Source organism: Micromonospora mangrovicola (assembly GCF_047200535.1).
Classification (GTDB): Bacteria; Actinomycetota; Actinomycetes; order Mycobacteriales; family Micromonosporaceae; genus Micromonospora.
The window spans coordinates 1-16,459 of record NZ_JBJZOG010000122.1; the positions used below are offsets into that span (position 1 = coordinate 1).

At 72.6% G+C, this 16,459-nt stretch carries 17 protein-coding genes, 2 tRNA genes, 1 other RNA gene and 1 pseudogene; 12 read left to right on the forward strand and 9 right to left on the reverse strand.

Going from position 1 to position 16,459, the window contains the following annotated elements; genetic code table 11:
• Positions 1–17: 17 nt before the first annotated feature.
• Positions 18–1,088: a PHP domain-containing protein gene (locus ACL02O_RS29925; RefSeq protein WP_412821530.1), complete on the reverse strand. Its 1,071-nt coding sequence runs from the start codon at positions 1,086–1,088 to the stop codon at positions 18–20.
• A gap of 66 nt (positions 1,089–1,154) precedes the next feature.
• Entirely contained in the window at positions 1,155–1,907 is a 753-nt protein-coding gene (locus ACL02O_RS29930; RefSeq protein WP_412821531.1) for a M23 family metallopeptidase, read from the reverse strand.
• Positions 1,908–2,009: 102 nt separating this feature from the next.
• Here ACL02O_RS29930 and ACL02O_RS29935 point away from each other — a divergent pair, with 102 nt between their 5' ends.
• The 4 genes from ACL02O_RS29935 (at position 2,010) to ACL02O_RS29950 (ending at position 3,946) form a co-directional block, all read left to right on the forward strand.
• Positions 2,010–2,402: a hypothetical protein gene (locus ACL02O_RS29935; protein ID WP_412821532.1), complete on the forward strand. Its 393-nt coding sequence runs from the start codon at positions 2,010–2,012 to the stop codon at positions 2,400–2,402.
• A 71-nt stretch (positions 2,403–2,473) separates the two neighbouring features.
• Entirely contained in the window at positions 2,474–2,644 is a 171-nt protein-coding gene (locus ACL02O_RS29940) for a hypothetical protein (protein WP_412821533.1), read from the forward strand.
• A gap of 119 nt (positions 2,645–2,763) precedes the next feature.
• Positions 2,764–3,288: a tRNA adenosine deaminase-associated protein gene (locus tag ACL02O_RS29945; RefSeq protein ID WP_412821543.1), complete on the forward strand. Its 525-nt coding sequence runs from the start codon at positions 2,764–2,766 to the stop codon at positions 3,286–3,288.
• A gap of 205 nt (positions 3,289–3,493) precedes the next feature.
• Positions 3,494–3,946 (forward strand): nucleoside deaminase, encoded by a 453-nt coding sequence (locus ACL02O_RS29950; protein ID WP_412821544.1) that lies wholly within the window; start codon positions 3,494–3,496, stop codon positions 3,944–3,946.
• 111 nt (positions 3,947–4,057) lie between these two features.
• Here ACL02O_RS29950 and ACL02O_RS29955 read toward each other — a convergent pair whose 3' ends face one another.
• From ACL02O_RS29955 to deoD, 3 genes are all read right to left on the reverse strand, one after another.
• On the reverse strand, positions 4,058–4,522 hold the full coding sequence (locus tag ACL02O_RS29955; RefSeq protein ID WP_412821534.1) for an acyl-CoA thioesterase: 465 nt from the start codon (positions 4,520–4,522) through the stop codon (positions 4,058–4,060).
• On the reverse strand, positions 4,519–5,157 hold the full coding sequence (locus ACL02O_RS29960) for a TetR/AcrR family transcriptional regulator (RefSeq protein WP_412821535.1): 639 nt from the start codon (positions 5,155–5,157) through the stop codon (positions 4,519–4,521). Before ACL02O_RS29960 ends, ACL02O_RS29955 begins: the two co-directional genes overlap by 4 nt.
• A gap of 109 nt (positions 5,158–5,266) precedes the next feature.
• Positions 5,267–5,974, reverse strand: a complete 708-nt coding sequence (deoD, locus tag ACL02O_RS29965) for a purine-nucleoside phosphorylase (protein WP_412821536.1) — start codon at positions 5,972–5,974, stop codon at positions 5,267–5,269.
• 75 nt (positions 5,975–6,049) lie between these two features.
• Here deoD and ACL02O_RS29970 point away from each other — a divergent pair.
• Positions 6,050–6,136: transfer RNA gene (locus tag ACL02O_RS29970), tRNA-Ser, on the forward strand.
• A 111-nt stretch (positions 6,137–6,247) separates the two neighbouring features.
• Here ACL02O_RS29970 and ACL02O_RS29975 read toward each other — a convergent pair.
• From ACL02O_RS29975 to ACL02O_RS29985, 3 genes are all read right to left on the reverse strand, one after another.
• Positions 6,248–6,778, reverse strand: coding sequence for a hypothetical protein (locus tag ACL02O_RS29975; RefSeq protein WP_412821537.1), 531 nt, complete (start codon positions 6,776–6,778; stop codon positions 6,248–6,250).
• On the reverse strand, positions 6,775–7,443 hold the full coding sequence (locus tag ACL02O_RS29980; RefSeq protein WP_412821538.1) for a hypothetical protein: 669 nt from the start codon (positions 7,441–7,443) through the stop codon (positions 6,775–6,777). The genes ACL02O_RS29975 and ACL02O_RS29980 overlap by 4 nt, the downstream gene beginning before the upstream one ends.
• Before the next feature lie 136 nt (positions 7,444–7,579).
• Complete coding sequence (locus ACL02O_RS29985; RefSeq protein ID WP_412821539.1) at positions 7,580–8,965, reverse strand: APC family permease; 1,386 nt, start codon at positions 8,963–8,965, stop codon at positions 7,580–7,582.
• A gap of 804 nt (positions 8,966–9,769) precedes the next feature.
• Here ACL02O_RS29985 and ACL02O_RS29990 point away from each other — a divergent pair.
• Together ACL02O_RS29990 and ACL02O_RS29995 are read left to right on the forward strand one after the other, a co-directional pair.
• Positions 9,770–10,144, forward strand: a complete 375-nt coding sequence (locus ACL02O_RS29990) for a hypothetical protein (protein WP_412821540.1) — start codon at positions 9,770–9,772, stop codon at positions 10,142–10,144.
• Between the two features lie 15 nt (positions 10,145–10,159).
• Positions 10,160–10,344: pseudogene (locus ACL02O_RS29995) on the forward strand (site-specific integrase); the annotation flags it as partial.
• A gap of 89 nt (positions 10,345–10,433) precedes the next feature.
• Here the strand turns inward: ACL02O_RS29995 and ACL02O_RS30000 are convergent.
• Positions 10,434–10,518 (reverse strand) — tRNA-Ser (locus ACL02O_RS30000).
• Between the two features lie 82 nt (positions 10,519–10,600).
• On the opposite strand from ACL02O_RS30000, the gene ffs reads away from it, so the two are divergent.
• From ffs to ACL02O_RS30025, 5 genes are all read left to right on the forward strand, one after another.
• Positions 10,601–10,691: signal recognition particle sRNA small type (gene ffs / locus ACL02O_RS30005), an RNA gene on the forward strand.
• A gap of 107 nt (positions 10,692–10,798) precedes the next feature.
• Entirely contained in the window at positions 10,799–13,357 is a 2,559-nt protein-coding gene (locus ACL02O_RS30010) for a DNA polymerase III subunit gamma and tau (RefSeq protein WP_412821541.1), read from the forward strand.
• 109 nt (positions 13,358–13,466) lie between these two features.
• On the forward strand, positions 13,467–13,775 hold the full coding sequence (locus ACL02O_RS30015) for a YbaB/EbfC family nucleoid-associated protein (protein ID WP_018786541.1): 309 nt from the start codon (positions 13,467–13,469) through the stop codon (positions 13,773–13,775).
• Between the two features lie 8 nt (positions 13,776–13,783).
• Complete coding sequence (gene recR, locus ACL02O_RS30020; RefSeq protein WP_355641501.1) at positions 13,784–14,377, forward strand: recombination mediator RecR; 594 nt, start codon at positions 13,784–13,786, stop codon at positions 14,375–14,377.
• 378 nt (positions 14,378–14,755) lie between these two features.
• Positions 14,756–16,426, forward strand: a complete 1,671-nt coding sequence (locus ACL02O_RS30025; RefSeq protein WP_412821542.1) for an ABC transporter substrate-binding protein — start codon at positions 14,756–14,758, stop codon at positions 16,424–16,426.
• The last annotated feature ends 33 nt before the right edge of the window (positions 16,427–16,459 follow it).

Consider the following 16,459-nt stretch of genomic DNA (forward strand, 5'->3'; position numbering starts at 1 on the left):
GCCGCAGCCGGCGCCGTTCAGCCGTGGGCGGCCGCCCACTTGACCAGGCGGTCCGCCTTCCAGGTGTTGACCACCCGGCTGGCCGGTACGCCGCAGAGCGCTGCCCGCTCGCAGCCGAACCGTTGCCAGTCGAGCTGGCCGGGGGCGTGCGCGTCGGTGTTGATGGCGAACCGGCAGCCGGCCTCCAACGCACGGCGGATCAGCCGCTTCGGCGGGTCCTGCCGCTCCGGCCGCGAGTTGATCTCGACGGCGACGTCGTGTTCGGCGCAGGCGGCGAAGACCGCGTCCGCGTCGAAGTCGCTCTCCGCCCGGGTCCGCGCCCGGTGCGCCCGGTCACCCGGCCCCTTCACCCCCGCCGGCCGGGACGACACCATCCGTCCGGTGCAGTGGCCGAGGATGTCCAGGTGCGGGTTGGCGATCGCGGTGAGCATCCGCCGGGTCATCTTCGCCCGCTCGTCGTTCAGGCCGCTGTGCACCGAGCCGACCACCACGTCGAGCCGGGCGAGCAGCTTCTCGTCCTGGTCCAGCGAGCCGTCGGCGAGGATGTCCACCTCGATGCCGGTGAGGATACGGAAGCCCTTCGGCAGCGCCTCGTTCACCGCGGCCACGTGGTCGACCTGCTTGCGCAGCCGCTCGGCGGTCAGCCCCCGGGCCACCTTCAGCCGGGGCGAGTGGTCGGTGAGCACCAGGTACTCGTGGCCCAGCTCGACCGCGGCCAGGGCCATCTCCTCGATCGGGGACCCGCCGTCGGACCAGTCGGAGTGGGTGTGGCAGTCGCCGCGCAGCGCGTCCCGCAGCTTCGCCGCGGCCGCGTCCAGGTCGGTGCCCTCGGTGGCGACCAGTCGGCGCAGGTAGACCGGCTCCTCGCCGGCCAGCGACTCGGTCACGCACCGGGCGGTGACGTCACCGACCCCGGCCAGTTCGGTGAGCTTCCCGGTCCGGGCGCGGTCGGCCACCTCCCCGGCGGGCAGGGCGGCGAGCGCGCTCGCCGCCGACCGGAACGCCCGCACCCGGTAGGTGGCCTCGTTCGCCCGCTCCAGCAGGAACGCGATCCGGCGCAGGTCGGCGAGGGGATCCCGGGCAGTCATGCCCTGCAACCTACGCGTCCGCGTCGCGCTCCGCCGGGCGTCCGGGGTGTCGGGTGTGGACGCCGCTCAGCCGGCGTCGCCGGTCGTGCCGGGGGCCTTCGGGCAGCCGTGCTTCTTCTGCCAGGCGGCGACCTCGGTGGCCGGGCCACGGCTGCCACCCCTGCGCCACGAGTTCAGGTACGGCGCGGGCCAGATCACGCCGCGCCGGATCCACCAGTCGTCGTGGCCGGTGCACTGCGGGGAGAGGCCGAAGTGCAGGTGGCACACGTTGTTGGCGTTGCCGGTGTGGCCGACCTTGCCGAGCGGCTGCCCGGCGTGGACCCGTACGCCGGCGTCGATGCCGGCGGCGACGGCGCTCAGGTGGGAGCCGTAGTAGCGGACCCCGTCGTCGCCGAGCAGCGACACCGACAGGCCCCCGTTGTACGGGCCGAGCGGGCCGCTCTTCGAGAACCGGTCCACCCGGCTCACCTCGAGGACCGTGCCGTCGGTGACCGCCACGACCGGCTCGCCGCAGTCGGCGAAGATGTCCGTACCCGGGTACCCGGAGTGGGTCGGGTGGTAGTCGACGTTGCTCGCCCTGACCGGGAAGACGTGCCGCAGGTTCGTGCGGCTCGGTGCCGGGGTGGCGGAGGCCGACGCGGCGGTGGGCGACTCCGCCGGCTGCGCTGCGGTGGCCATCGCGCTCGGTGTCTCCCAGGAGCTGTCCGGGGCGGCCGTCGGGTCGGTGCCGGGGGCGCACCCGGCGATCAGGGCCGGCACGACCAGCAGCAGGATCGGGTACGCCGAACGCAGGCGGCGGCCGATCGATCGCGAGCGCATCCGGTCATCCTGGCAGACCAGTACCGTGGGGACGAATGCTGAGAGTCCCGGTCGCGCTGCGTGACGTCGGAGCGTGCACGATCCGTGAAGGGGGCAGGGGCGATGAGCGGGTGGCAGGCCGTTCCGGGGGAGACCGTGCCGGGCCCGGGCCGTCCGGCGCCGCGTACCCCCTCGGGGCTCTTCCCGGCCGGGCCGCCGATGCGGCCGGTCTGGCGCGAGCCCTACCCGGTGACCGGGGGTGGCGTCGCGGGCGGCGCCGCCACCACGTTCGCCTGGCTACTGCTGTTCGGCCTGCTCGGCCACGACGTGCCCAGCTACGCGTGGTGGACGGTGATCGCCGGCGGGCTGGCCTGGCTGGCCGCCCTGGCGCTGGTCCGGTACGGCGACCGCGGCGTGGCGGTCGGGGTGGCGATCGTCACCGCAGGCGGCTGGAGCATCGCCGCGGCGGTCGTCGCGGTGCGCTGGGCGCAGAGCGGAAACTGGCCCCTCTGGTGACTGTGAGTGATGAAGCCGCTGCGCAGCGAACGCCTCTTGACGGACGCGCGGTGACGGTTCACTCTCGCCGTATGGCCTGGACCACCCCGCCGCGGCTCGATCCCGAGCGGAGCCGCCGCCGCCTGCAACTCCTTGCCGAGTTGGCCGGCGCCCGCGCGGTACGTCAGCGCGAGCGGCCGCAGCGGGCCAGCACCGAGCATCTGCGTCAACTCATCGCCACCCGCCGGCGCATCGCCGGCTGACCGACTTTCTCCGGGAACGGCCGGCCCTTCGGGGCGTTGACCGGTCGCCTGCCGACCCGACCGGTTAACGTGCACGCGTGACGAGTCGGCGTGCTGCCGAGGCCAATTTTGGGGGGACCGTGTCGTACTTCGCTGCTGCCCTAGCGCGCGCCGACGGCGGCTGGACCGCCGACGAGGTGAGCCTGCGGGGCGTCACCGACATCGAGGAGGTCGCCGACCGGCTGCGCGACGTCGAACCGGACGCCGACCTGTCCCTGCTCTTCGTCGAGGCCGACGACACGTATCTGGTGATCCTGCGCCTCGACGAGGGCGAGGACCTGCGGATCTTCGGCTCGGACTCGGCGTACGCGGAGGAGTCCCGGCTGGGCGCTCTGCTGGTCGGTGACCTGAAGACCTCGGTCACCGGGCTGGAGGACATCGAGGAGCCGCGCGCCGCCGGTGGCGCCGAGGAGACCGAGCAGCCGGCCGTGGACCCGGAGGCCGACCCGGTGGGCGACGCGGACCTCCTCGCCGACCTGGGCATCTCGGCGCAGAAGCTGCTCGCCCTCTGCGGCCACGAGGGCATGATGCCGGCCGACGTGACCGCCGAGATCTGCCAGGTGCTGGGCTGCGCGGACGAGGTCGAGGAGCTGCGTGAGGTCTGAGCCGGCCGGGCCCTGGACCGGCGGCGGCGAGCCGGCCGGGCCCTGGACCGGCGGCGGCGAGCCGGCCGACGTCACCGACCCGGCGCTGGAGACCGTACGCCCGGGGCAGCCCACCCCGGGCCGGCCGGGCCGGGTCGGACCCGGCGCGGACGAGGGGCTGGCCGATCCGGGTGGTGCCGGCCGGCGGCAGCGGCACGAGCTGTGGATGCGCCGCGCCCTGGAGGTCGCGGTGACCGGCCCGGACACCGTCCCGTCGGCGGCCGGCGACGCGGCCGTCGAGGACGTGCCCGTCGGCGCGGTCCTCTACGGCCCGGACGGCGCCGAGCTGGCGATCGGGCGTAACGAGCGCGAGCTGACCGGGGACCCGACCGCGCACGCCGAGGTGCTGGCGCTGCGCCGGGCGGCCGAGCGGCTGGGGCGCTGGCGGCTGGCGGGCTGCACCCTGGTGGTCACGCTGGAACCCTGCACGATGTGCGCGGGGGCGATCGCGCTGGCCCGGGTCTCGACGGTGGTCTTCGGGGCCTGGGAGCCGAAGACGGGTGCCGTCGGCTCGCTCTGGGACGTGCTGCGCGACCGCCGGCTCACCCACCGCCCCGAGGTGTACGGCGGCGTCCTGGAGACGGAGAGCGCCGCCCTGCTCCGCGCCTTCTTCCGCTGACCGCCCGCCACCCCCCCCGCCCCCGGGCCTTGGGCGCTGATTCACGGAAACAGTCGCCATTCCACGCGGAATGGCGACTGTTTCCGTGAATCAGGGCGCCGTGGCGGCGGGTCAGGCCGGGGTGCGGGTGGGGGCGAGGAGGGTCTCCGCGACGGCGCGGGCGGCGTCGGTCCACGGGGCCGGGCGCAGGGTCACCGGGTCGAGCCGGACGATCGCCCGGGTGCCCTCGGCGTACACGGTTCCGCCGTCGAGCGAGTGGAACCGGAAGGCGTACTCGGCGCTGCTGGTGCCGAAGCGCTCCAGCCAGAAGTGCACCGCGACCGGGCCGGTGGTGGCGATCGGGGCGAGGTAGCGGATGGTGAACTCGCGGACCGCGTGGAACACGTCGGGAGAGCTGTTGCGGCCCTGGAAGCCGTGCCCCCGGCTGGCCCAGTACGGGGTGAGCGCCCGTTCCAGCAGCACCGCGTACCGGGCGTTGTGCAGGATGCCGAGGGCGTCGAGGTCGTCGAAGTGCACCGTGACGTGCTCGACGTGACCGAACTCGACGACGGGACGGTCGACGGTGGCGTGGCTCATGACGGGCCTTCCGTTAGCAGGGTCGGGTCGGGGCACAGCGCCTGGAGGCGCTGCAGCACGCCCTGGCGGGCGTGCCGGTAGGTGGCCTCCGGCTCCAGCAGCCGGGACCGCATCGCCGCGCTGATCCCGAGCGCGTCGATCTCGTACGCCAGTTGCGGGACGTCCAGGTCGGCGGGGAGCTCGCCGAGATCGACCGCCTCCTGGACGAGGCGTTCGAGGAGGGCGGTCCAGGCGCCGAACGCCTCGGCGAGCCGGTCCCGGACGGGGCCGGGGCGGGCGTTGTACTCGAACTCAGTGTTGGCGAAGAAGCAGCTTCCGGGGAGCACCCGGGCGGCGTAGAAGTCGATCCGGGCCTCGTGCAGGGCTCGGAGCCGCCGGACGCCGCGCGGGGCGCGTAGGGCCGGCGCGACGATGTGGTCCTGCCACTGCGTCACGGCCCGGTCGACGGTGGCGAGCTGGAGGGCCTCCTTGGACCGCCAGTGCGCGAACAGGCCGGACTTGCTGACCCCGAGCCGGTCGGCGAGCTGGCCGAGGGAGAGCCCGTCCAGGCCCACCTCGGTGGCGAGCGCCACGGCGGTGTCGAGCACCGCGGTGCGGGTGCGGTCGCCGCGGGCAACGCGGCCGTCGGAGGTCATGCGGGCAGCGTAGCCGAAAAAAGCACGACCGGTCGTATTTATTTATGAGACCTGTGACGCGACCGCCCCGGCACCGTCCGGTGCCGGGGCGGTCGAAGGCTCGGAAGAATCAGGCGATGGCGGTGTCGAGAGCGATCTCGACCATCTGGCCGAAGGTCTGCTCACGCTCCTGCGACGTGGTCTTCTCGCCGGTCTTGATGTGGTCGCTGACGGTCAGGATCGTCAGCGCGCGAGCCTTGAACCGGGCGGCGATCGTGTAGAGCGCCGCCGACTCCATCTCCACCGCGAGCACGCCGTAGTCGGCGAGGGCGTCGTAAAGGTCCGGCCGGTCCGTGTAGAAGGCGTCCGCCGCCAGGATCGGGCCGACGTGCATCGTGATGCCGCGCCGCTCGGCCACCTCGACCGAGGTGCGCAACAGCCCGAAGTCGGCCACCGGGGCGTAGTCGATCAGACCGTCGAACCGCATCCGGTTCATGTTCGAGTCGGTGGACGAGCCGATCGCGGCAACCACGTCCCGCAGCTGGAGGTCCTCGCTGAGGGCGCCGCAGGAACCGACCCGGATCAGGGTCTTCACGCCGTACTCGTTGATCAGCTCGTGGGCGTAGATGGAGGCGGAGGGCATGCCCATGCCGGAGCCCTGGACGGAGACCTCGACGCCGTTCCAGCGGCCGGTGAAGCCCAGCATGCCGCGGACCGTCGTGTAGCAGCGGGCCCCCTCGAGGTAGGTCTCCGCGATCCACTTGGCCCGCAGCGGGTCGCCCGGCATCAGGACCCGCTCGGCGATCTCTCCCGGCTCAGCGCCGATGTGCGTACTCATGCCAAAGATCCTGCCAGGCCGGGCGGGGGGATACCGGTTCGGCGTCCGGACCGGTGGTCCTGTACCCTACTCGGCGGTGGTGTGTCCGAGTGGCCTAAGGAGCACGCCTCGAAAGCGTGTGAGGGTTTACGCCCTCCGCGGGTTCAAATCCCGCCGCCACCGCTCGTGAAATGTGAGAACGCCCGGTCGATCCGCGAGGATCGGCCGGGCGTTTCCGCCTTTTCGAGGCGGCTCGACCGGATTCAGCCTCTGGCGCCGCGCTCGTGCTGCCGGTCAGCAGGGGCCGTAGCCCTCGTCGAAGAAGCGGCGGGCCCAGTCCGCGTACCCGGCGATGACCTTTCGGACCGTCGTCCCGTCGTGCAGGAAGAGATACGCCCGGTCGCCGTCGCGGGCGAGTAGCCCGTCGAACCGGTACGTTCCCTGCGGTGCGGCCAGTTCGACCGCCGACGGGTAGGCGTCCCGGACCTCGCCGACAGGGGTGCCGACGCTGATCCCCTCCGGCGTGCTCATCGGGTCGTCGAGCCAGAGCAGGACGAGGCGGTCGCCGACGAAGACCGGGCTGGCCGATCCGTGTCCGGTCAGGGTCGGACCGCACGCGTCCATGTCCGTACGGAGCACCCCGCGCCGGGTCAGCTCCGCCTCGGTGGCGCCGAACTCGGCGTTGCGCAGCCCGGCCAGTCCGACCACCTCGGCGGCCCCGACCGGCCGGGCCGGCACGTCGGGCCCCTGTGGACAGACGCCGCTGCCGGCGATCGAGGCAGCCGCCAGCAGCGTGGCAATGAAGGCAAATTGTCGCAGTTTCATGCATTCCCCCAGTCCCCAACGGGACCGGGGCGATGAGGTTGCTGGTCCGGGTCGGATTGCCGCAGTTCCCACTCCTCGGCAAGCTCGTCCCAGTAGTCGGCGGAGAGCCCGCGCCGGCCGTGCGCCAGCCAGCCGGCCGTGTCGCGCTCCAGGTGCAGGCCCAACTCGGCGAAGGGATCGATCCAGGCGCCCGGCTCGGCGCCCAGCCGGGACAGCGCCGCGTTGATCGGCCACTCGGCGCGCGGCCGGTCCAGCGTGCGGTCGAACCGCGGGCCCCAGCTCACCTTGCCGTCCAGCCAGACCATGGCGGCCTGGTGCCCCAGCCCGCCGGCGAACTCCGCCTCCAGGTACGCCACCGGTCCGTGCTGCGACCAGCGGGCCAGCAGCTCGGACAGCTCCAGCCCGGCGGTTCCGCCGCCGCGCCGCGACCCGGAGTCACTACCGGCCAGGGCCGGTGAGAGGACGAGCTGGAAGGGTTGCTCCGCCGACGGCTCCCCGGTGATGAAGTCCGGCAGGTCGCCGGTCAGCTCCTGGACCAGCTGGGCGGTGACCGGCAGCAGCGCGAAGTCCTGGCGGAGCGCGGCGAGGACCGCGTGATCCAGGTCGGCGGTCTGCTCGCGGAGCAGCTCGACGTCGGCCACGACCGCGCTGAGCTGGTAACTCATCCGATCCTCTCGCCATCCACAGGGTGTGGATGGAACATGTGTACGACGGACGGTCGGTACTCGGTGGGGGAGCCGATCGTCCCGAGAACCGCCCGTCCCGGACCGTACCCGGCGGCGGGCGGGGGCGGACACCGCACTAGTCGGCGGTGGCGTGCTGGACGCCCCGGGGCCGGCCGGCCCGTACCCACCGGTGGTGCAGCACCGCGGCGATCAGCATCGTGGCCACCAGCGACACCACGGGCGCGCCCCGCGCGACGTTCACCACCAGGGTGAAGGCGACGACGGCGGCCGCGACGGCGTTGACCACGAAAGCGACCCGACGCCGCTCCCGGTGCGAGAACAGCGCTATCGCCGACAAGCCGGCCAGGAAGCTGACGAAGACCGAAACGGCGTAGAAGAGCACCAGGCGCTGGTCCTGAGCCCCACCGGCGGCGGTGACGACCAGCGCGAGGATCATGAACAGCAGCACCCCGTGGAACGGGGTGTACCAGCGGTTCGTCCGGCCGAGGCCGGCCGGCAGGATCCCGACCCCCCGCCCGCCGGGCAGCCGGGCGCGGGACAGTGCCTTGAGCAGTCCGGGGCCGGCCTGGTATGAGGAGCCGGCGGCGGCCAGCAGCAGCAGTGCGGTTGTCGCCTGGAAGGCCACGAAGACCGGTGGCGGTGCGGCCACGCGGGCGAGTTCCGCGATCTGCGTGCTGTGCGGGGGCGGCACCCCGATCTGTAGGCGGTGCGCCTCGGCGGCGAAGCCGATCGTGAGCACGCCGACGATGCCGATCGTGGTCCAGAGGGTGGCCCGGCCGAACCGCCGCCGCCCCGCGTCGCCCAGTTGGCCCAGCTGGGCGATCGCCGACGACGGCGCCTCCACGCCGGTGGCGAGCGCCATCGCGGCGGGGAAGGCGAGGACGACCGCCAGCACCGGGGTGTGCGGGGCGACCGTGCTCGCCGTTCCTTCCGGGCGTGGCGCGGCGAAGGCCCCGAAACCGAGCACCAGCAGCGCCAACGCCACGAAACCGACGGTCATCACCGCGAACACTGCCCGGCCGAGGGCGCCGAACCAGCTCAGGCCGCCGACCACGACGACGAGGCCGAGGCCGATCGGCACCCGCAGCGGTGCCAGCGCCGGCAGGTAGGCGATCACCGCCGCGGCCGCGGCGGCACAGCTGATCCCGATGGTGAGCACGTAGTCGACGATCAACGCCCCGATCGGCAGGAACGCCCACCCCTCACCGAACGCCTCGCCGGCCGCGGCGGCGGCGCCGCCCCCGTTGGGATACCGGCCGACGATCTGGTGATAGTTGACGACCACCAGCGCGATGACCGCGATCACCAGCACGGAGGTGGGCAGCAGCAGCCTCAGGTCGCCGTGCAGGGCGCGCAGGGCCGCCTCGATGGCGTACGCGACGGAGGACACCGGGTCGGCCATGATGGCGAAGGCGAACCCGGCCAGCAGGAACGGGTGCCGCCCAGGCTCGCGCGGCGTACAGGTGCCCGCTGTCGCGGTGAACCGCTCCCGGTCGGGCATGCTGCACCTCCGGCGACAGGCGGGCGAGCGGGAAGCGACCTTACCCTCGGACGCTAACCCTTGGTTGGGACCGGCGGGCGGGTTTGCCGGCTCGCCGAAGTGAATGACCTGGTCCGCACTGACAGACGCTGGCGACCGGGCGTGCGGGGCAGCGGGACCTGGCGCCAAATGGAATCATGACCTCCGATGCGGTGCGGGAGCCCGCCGCCGCGGGATCGGCGCGGGCAAAAAGCGCGGCCCGCGACCAGGCTTTGCGTCGACTGGTCCGTCTTCGCCGGCCGGTAGCGCTCGGCATCGCCAGTCAGGCAGTGTTCGTGAACGGACAAGGCATCGATGGCTAAGCCCCATGGCCCGGGCGGCGGTGGTCACAGCGGTGGCAGCAACCCGAACGGCGAAGGCCACAGCGGCGGCGGCACGCCCCCGAAGAGCCATGGCAACGTCCCGGCGGCCACGAGCATCGCCAGTGCCCAGCAGGCCACCGGGCAGGCCATTCAGAAGGGCCACCCGCCGGGGTGGAGGCAGTTGGCGGCGGTATCACGAATCCCGCCATCCATCGGCCGGCGGATCGGACCGACCAGGAGTTGCAGAACGACCTCGACCCCACAGCGGCAACTTCGACTTCGGTAACCGGGTCGGCGAGGGGTACTACAACGACGGGGCCTACGGTGTCGGGCCGCGCCACGCGCACCACCACGTGACCAGCCATGTCGAGGTCCGGATCAGCATCGTGCCCGGCTCCCACCCACCCGAGCCGTATATCGTCAGCGCGTTCCCCAGCGCCAATCCGAGAGGCTGACACCAGTCATGGATCCGCCCCGGTTGCCCGAGGCGAGCCGCCGGCGCGTCGAGGAACTCAATGCCCGCAGCCCGCTGGAGGCGGTCACCGATCTGGCTTCGGCATACCTGGCGGACACCGACAGCCTCGACGAGGTGATCGACCACATTCGCCGTAAGGCTGCCTTCAACGTAAGGAACGTCCGGCGCGAGGTCGCCGCGATCGAGCGGGTGCTGGCGGAACCTCAGCCGCCGGATGCCCTTGCCCGCGTAATCGGCTGGAACGGCAACTGGGTGCTGGACGACCCGTCGGACGCCGGCGCGGCGGCCTTCCTCGCGGCGCTCGCCGACCACATGCGTGCCGCCGTCGCGGAGGTGGAGGCCGCCCGCGGCGGTAGCCGGTAGCGCCGAGGCGATCCACGGGCCGCGATGGGCATCATGGGCTGGTCCAACTCGGCGATGGCAGTGCGCTACCAGCACATGACCGACGAGGTGCGCCGGGACATCGCCCAGCAGCTCGGCGGACTGCTCTGGGGCGACGCGCCGCGCCGACCGGGGGAGACCCGCGCGGGCCGCCGTCAGACCGGCCGGAACAGGGCAAGTGAGACGACAACTGAGCCGAGAGCGACCGTAGAGACGACTCAGGGCCGGTCCCCGTAGGGGCCGGCCCTGTCGTTCTTCCTGCTCAAGAGAGCGGAGGATACGAGATTCGAACTCGTGAGGGTGTTAACCCAACACGCTTTCCAAGCGTGCGCCCTAGGCCTCTAGGCGAATCCTCCGCGAGCCAGGATACAGGTCCCCGACGGGTGGGCCACCCCACCACCCCCTGAAGATCGACGACGGGTCGGGTAGGCTTGGCGGCACCCCCCGTGCGGCGTACATCTCGTGAACCTCCCCAGGGCCGGAAGGCAGCAAGGATAAGCGGGCTCTGACGGGTGCACGGGGGGCCTTTCTGTCTCCGGGTGCCGGTAACGTTCCTGCGGGTCAGGTCACGGGGTGGTGGGTGGTCACCCGCGCCCGACCGGCGCAGAATGGCTCGGTCGAGAGGAGGCGGTACGGGTGGCACTGGCCCTTTACCGCAAGTACCGGCCGCGCACCTTCGCCGAGATGATCGGCCAGGAGCAGGTCACCGAGCCGCTGTCGCAGGCGCTGCGCAGCGGGCGGCTCAACCACGCCTACCTCTTCTCCGGCCCCCGGGGCTGTGGCAAGACCTCCAGTGCCCGGATCCTGGCCCGCTCGCTCAACTGCGAGCAGGGCCCCACCCCCGAACCGTGCGGGCAGTGCGAGTCGTGCCGCTCGCTGGCCCCCGACGGCGGCGGGTCGATCGACGTCATCGAGATCGACGCGGCCAGCCACGGCGGTGTCGACGACGCCCGGGAGCTGCGCGAGAAGGCGTTCTTCGCGCCGGCCCGCAGCCGCTTCAAGATCTATATCATCGACGAGGCGCACATGGTCTCGTCGGCCGGCTTCAACGCCCTGCTCAAGCTGGTCGAGGAGCCGCCGGAGTACGTCAAGTTCATCTTCGCCACCACCGAGCCGGAGAAGGTCCTCGGCACGATCAAGTCGCGGACCCACCACTACCCGTTCCGGCTGTTCCCGCCGAAGGTGGTCCGGCCGTACCTGGAGCAGCTCTGCGAGGCGGAGGGGGTCAAGGTCGAGCCGGCGGTGTTCCCGCTGGTGGTGCGCGCCGGTGGGGGCAGCATGCGGGACAGCCTCTCCGTGCTCGACCAGCTCATCGCGGGCGCCGGCCCGGAGGGGGTCAGCTACGCCCGGGCAGCTGCGCTGCTCGGCGTCACCGACTCGGCGCTGATCGACGAGATGTGCGAGGCGCTCGCCGCCGGGGACGGCGCGACGGCGTACGCCACCGTCGACCGGGTCGCCGAGGCCGGGCACGACTCGCGCCGGTTCGCCTCCGACCTGCTGGAACGGCTGCGCGACCTGATCGTCCTCCAGCAGGTGCCGGACGCCGCCGCCAAGGGCCTGATCGACGGTCCGGCCGACCAGATCGAGCGGATGACCGCCCAGGCCCAGCGGCTCGGTCCGGCCACCCTGTCCCGCTGCGCGGACATCGTGCACAACGGCCTGGTCGAGATGCGGGGCACCACCGCGCCCCGGCTGCTGCTGGAGCTGATCTGCGCCCGGATGCTGCTGCCCGGCGCGGACGACTCGACCGGCGGCCTGCTCCAGCGCCTGGAGCGGATGGAACGCCGGCTCACCCTGGGTGGCGGCGAGCTGCCGCCGGCCGCCGCCGGCCCCGCGCCGGTCGCCCCCGCTTCGGAGGTACGCCCGGCGTCTCCCGCCCCGGCCGCGGCTGCCGCCGCGTCGCACCGGGAGCCCGCCGGCCCGCCGGCGGCTGCCGCTGCCCGCGCCGCCGCCGCTGCGGCCGCCGCCGCCCGTTCGGCCTCGGCCCGCCCGGCCGAACCGTCCTCGACCGGCTCCGCCCGGCCCGGCCCGGCACCGGCCGACGGGGCACCGGCCGGGCCGCCGGCGAGGCCCGACGGTCCGGCCTCCGGCGCACCCGCCCGGCGTCCGGCGCCGCCCTCGGCGGTGATGCGCGACCCGGCCACCCCCGAGCCGCCCCGCCCCGGCTCCGCCCCGCCCGGCGCGCTCGACGCCGTCGCCGTACGCCGGGTCTGGCCCGAGGTGGTCGGCAAGGTCAACCGGAGCAACAAGCGGATCGCCGCGCTGATGCGCGACGCGGTGGTCCGTGACCTGGACGGCGACACGCTGGTGCTGACCGTGAAGTCGACGGTGCTGGCCAAGATGATGGCGGACCACGCCGGGGTGCTCACCGACGCGCTCTACGAGGAGCTGGGCGGCCGCTGGCAGATCCGGTGCGAGGTGGCCGGTGAGCGGGGCGCCGCCTCGCTGGGCGGCCCGGCCCGCCCGTCCGCGCCCCGACCGGCGGCCGGTCCGGACACCCCGTCCGGCGGCTCGGCCGGTCCGACCGGCGCCGAGCCCCGGGGCGGCTCCGGTGGCGCCACCCGGGCCGGCGGCCCGGCCCGACGCCCGGCTGGCGGGGGTGACCCGGCCGGTGCCGACGACGAGGAGGACTGGCCGGAACCGGCGAGGCCGGGCGGTGCCGGGAGCGGCGAGCAGCCGGCCGCGGAGCCGATCGCCGCGGCGAGCGGGGAGGACTGGCCGGAGCCGGCGCGTCCGGGTGGCGCGGCCACCGGCAGCACGACGGTGAGCTCCGGGCCGGCGGCGGCACCCGCCGCACCGAAGCCGGTCGCCCCGCCCCAGCCGGTGGCGGGGGCGGCCAGCGGCGCGCCGAAGACCAGCGCGATCGCGGCTGCCCGGGCGGCCGCGGCGGCTGCCGCCGGGGGCGGGCCGGGCAGGGGCCCGCGACCGGCCCCGGCGGCCCGGCAGACCGCGGACGCCGACTGGGCCGGCGAGCCGCCCTACGACCCGGACTTCGACGGGCCGGTCCGTCCCGGTGGCCGTCGGGCGGCTCCGGCTCCGGCCGCCCCGGCGTACGAGGGCTTCGATCCGGGCGACGAGCCGCTGGACGACGTGATCGACGAGCAGGCCGCCCGGCAGTCCAGCGAGGAGCAGGCGGTGCAGCTGCTCCGCGAGGCGTTCGGGGCCGAGAAGATCGGCGAGGCCGAGACGCGTTGAGGAACACCTCGGCCGGCGAGGACAGCGGCCGATGCCCGACTAGGCTGGGCGCGGCCGATCAGACGAGTGCGAGAAGGAGCCATCCGTGCGCCCAGGTGGACAGCCGAACATGCAGCAGATGCTGAAGCAGGCGCAGAAGATGCAGCAGCAGATCGCCAAGGCTCAGGCCGAGCTGGCCGAGGCGGAGCTGACCGGCACCGCGGGCGGTGGCCTGGTCACCGCCACCGTCGCCGGTACCGGTGAGCTGAAGGCGATCAAGATCGACCCGAAGGCGGTCGACCCGGAGGACGTGGAGACCCTGGAGGACCTGGTCGTCGCGGCTGTGCACAACGCCGCCGAGGCGGCCCGGGAGCTGACCGAGCAGAAGATGGGTCCGGTCGCGGGCGGGATGGGCGGCCTCGGCCTGCCCGGGTTCTGAGCCGGCAGATGTACGAGGGTGCCATCCAGGACCTGATCGACGAGCTGGGCCGCCTCCCGGGGGTGGGTCCGAAGAGCGCCCAGCGGATCGCCTTTCACGTCCTGTCGGCGGATCCGGCCGACGTGAACCGGTTGGCCGGTGCGCTGCGCAAGGTGAAGGAGCTGGTGCGCTTCTGCACCACCTGCTACAACGTGGCCGAGTCGGAGCAGTGCCGGATCTGCCGGGACTCCCGGCGTACCGACGAGGTGCTCTGCGTGGTCGAGGAGCCGAAGGACGTCGTGGCGATCGAGCGGACCGGTGAGTTCCGCGGTCGCTACCACGTGCTCGGCGGCGCGATCAATCCGCTGGAGGGGATCGGGCCGGACAACCTGCGGATCCGGGAGTTGATGACCCGGCTCGGCGGGGGCGCGGTGCGTGAGCTGATCCTTGCCACCGACCCGAACACCGAGGGGGAGGCGACGGCGACGTACCTGGCCCTGATGGTCAAGCCGATGGGGATCGCGGTGACCCGGCTGGCGAGCGGCCTGCCGGTCGGCGGCGACCTCGAGTACGCCGACGAGATCACCCTGGGCCGGGCTTTCGAGGGCCGCCGGGCGATCTGAGCTGCTGCGGGGGAGGTGCCGGCGAACCGCCTCCCCCGGGGGCCGGTGCTCGCCCGCGGCGGGGTCGCGCCGTCCGGAGAGCACCGTGCCGGCCGAACCGGGCTGCCCGAAATGTGGGATGAGTGCAGTTCGCCACGTGGCCGAGCGATCAACCCCGACTCTTGTCCGCTTTGCGATGGTTGGCCCGATCCCGCCACCCGCCCTCCGCTGTTACAGCCCTGTTTGTCGGAAGATATGACACTGTCAGACCCGGCAGCTTGGTGTCGGCTTGATAGCGATTGCCTAACGGCCGTTCCGCTTCTGTGTGTCGTGTCATAGCCTCCCGCTCACGGACCGGGCCACAACCTGGCGTGGTCATGCGGATGACAGAGGTGAGAGATGCAGGCGAGCAGGCTTAAGGCGGCCGTGGCCCTCGCGGCCGCTGCTGCTTTGGCGGTCGGGGCGTCCGGCTGCGCCAAGAGTGAGCGTGACGGGGACGGCGGTGGAGCCAAGACCGGCGGTACCTTCGTCTTCGCGGGCGCCGGTGACCCGAAGAACTTCGACCCGATCTTCAACGACGACGGTGAGTCGTTCCGGCCGATCCGCCAGATGTACGACACCCTCATCCAGAACAAGCCGGGTACGGCCGATCTGCAGGGTGCGCTGGCGGAGAGCTGGGAGCACGACGCCGACGGCAAGGTCTGGACCTTCCACCTCCGCAAGGGCGTGAAGTTCCACGACGGCACCGACTTCAACGCCGCTGCGGTCTGCTTCAACTTCGACCGCTGGTTCAACATGAAGGGCGCCGCCGCCCAGTCGCAGATGCTCTACTACATGGACGTCTTCGGCGGCTTCGCGAAGAACGAGAGCGCCGACGCCGGCGACCCGGTCTACAACAAGTGCGAGGCGAAGGACGACGGCACGGCCGTCATCACGATGAACCAGTACAAGGGCGCCTTCCCCGGTGCCTTCGCGCTGACCGCGCTCTCCATCGCCAGCCCCGAGGCGCTGAAGAAGTACGACGCCGACACGGTCAAGCAGAACGGCGACTCCTTCGAGTACAGCGCGTTCGCCAACGAGCACCCGGTCGGCACCGGCCCGTTCAAGTTCGCCGGCTGGGACAAGGCCAAGGGCGAGATCACCCTCGAGCGCAACGCCGACTACTGGGGCGAGAAGGCCAAGGTCGACAAGCTCGTCATCAAGGTCATCAAGGACGAGAACACCCGCAAGCAGGAGCTGCGCGCCGGCACCGTCCAGGGCATCGACTTCCCGGCCCCGGCCGACCGCAAGGCGCTCTCCGGTGAGGGCTTCCAGGTCCTCGACCGCCCGGCGTTCAACATCCTCTACCTGGGCATCAACCAGAAGAACCCGAAGCTGAAGGACCTGCGGGTGCGTCAGGCGATCGCCTACGCCCTCAACCGTCAGCAGCTCGTCCAGACCAAGGGCCCGGGTGGCACCAAGGTCGCCGACGAGTTCATGCCGGACACCGTGCTCGGCTACGCGCAGGACGTGCAGAAGTACGAGTACAACCCGGAGAAGGCGAAGCAGCTGCTCAAGGAGGCGGGCGCCGAGAACCTGACGCTCAACTTCTACTACCCGACCGACGTCTCCCGGCCGTACATGCCGAACCCGCAGGAGATCTTCACCGTCCTCGCCAACGACCTGCAGGCCGTCGGCATCAAGGTCAACGGTGTGGCCCGCCCGTGGAACGGTGGCTACAAGGACGACGTGCAGCAGTTCGGCAAGCACGACCTGCACCTGCTCGGCTGGACCGGTGACTACAACGACCCGGGCAACTTCGTCGGCACCTTCTTCGGCCGCGCGAAGGTCGAGTTCGGCGACCAGTCGGTGACCGACATGTTCGCGGCCATCAGCAAGGCCGACGGCACGGTCGACGAGGCCGGCAAGAAGGCCGCCTGGGAGCAGGTCAACCGCGACATCGCCGCCAAGTGGCTGCCGGCCGTGCCGATCTGGCACGCCCCGCCGGCCATCGTGGTCACCAAGGACGTCAAGGGCCTGATCGCCAGCCCGCTGACGGACGAGCGGTTCAACACCGTCAGCGTCGGCTGAGGACGCCGCTGACCCGCTGACGCCGTACGCGAG

What these genes read in the sequence shown, in the direction of transcription:
- ACL02O_RS30015 (WP_018786541.1), top strand. Translation starts at nt 13,467, where the DNA reads ATGCAGCAGATGCTGAAGCAGGCGCAGAAGATGCAGCAGCAGATCGCC.
- ACL02O_RS29925 (WP_412821530.1), bottom strand. Translation starts at nt 1,088, where the DNA reads ATGACTGCCCGGGATCCCCTCGCCGACCTGCGCCGGATCGCGTTCCTG.
- ACL02O_RS30025 (WP_412821542.1), top strand. Translation starts at nt 14,756, where the DNA reads ATGCAGGCGAGCAGGCTTAAGGCGGCCGTGGCCCTCGCGGCCGCTGCT.
- ACL02O_RS29975 (WP_412821537.1), bottom strand. Translation starts at nt 6,778, where the DNA reads ATGAAACTGCGACAATTTGCCTTCATTGCCACGCTGCTGGCGGCTGCC.
- ACL02O_RS29930 (WP_412821531.1), bottom strand. Translation starts at nt 1,907, where the DNA reads ATGCGCTCGCGATCGATCGGCCGCCGCCTGCGTTCGGCGTACCCGATC.
- deoD (WP_412821536.1), bottom strand. Translation starts at nt 5,974, where the DNA reads ATGAGTACGCACATCGGCGCTGAGCCGGGAGAGATCGCCGAGCGGGTC.
- ACL02O_RS29985 (WP_412821539.1), bottom strand. Translation starts at nt 8,965, where the DNA reads ATGCCCGACCGGGAGCGGTTCACCGCGACAGCGGGCACCTGTACGCCG.
- ACL02O_RS29935 (WP_412821532.1), top strand. Translation starts at nt 2,010, where the DNA reads ATGAGCGGGTGGCAGGCCGTTCCGGGGGAGACCGTGCCGGGCCCGGGC.
- ACL02O_RS29960 (WP_412821535.1), bottom strand. Translation starts at nt 5,157, where the DNA reads ATGACCTCCGACGGCCGCGTTGCCCGCGGCGACCGCACCCGCACCGCG.
- ACL02O_RS29955 (WP_412821534.1), bottom strand. Translation starts at nt 4,522, where the DNA reads ATGAGCCACGCCACCGTCGACCGTCCCGTCGTCGAGTTCGGTCACGTC.
- ACL02O_RS29990 (WP_412821540.1), top strand. Translation starts at nt 9,770, where the DNA reads ATGGATCCGCCCCGGTTGCCCGAGGCGAGCCGCCGGCGCGTCGAGGAA.
- ACL02O_RS29940 (WP_412821533.1), top strand. Translation starts at nt 2,474, where the DNA reads ATGGCCTGGACCACCCCGCCGCGGCTCGATCCCGAGCGGAGCCGCCGC.
- ACL02O_RS29980 (WP_412821538.1), bottom strand. Translation starts at nt 7,443, where the DNA reads ATGAGTTACCAGCTCAGCGCGGTCGTGGCCGACGTCGAGCTGCTCCGC.
- recR (WP_355641501.1), top strand. Translation starts at nt 13,784, where the DNA reads ATGTACGAGGGTGCCATCCAGGACCTGATCGACGAGCTGGGCCGCCTC.
- ACL02O_RS29950 (WP_412821544.1), top strand. Translation starts at nt 3,494, where the DNA reads ATGCGCCGCGCCCTGGAGGTCGCGGTGACCGGCCCGGACACCGTCCCG.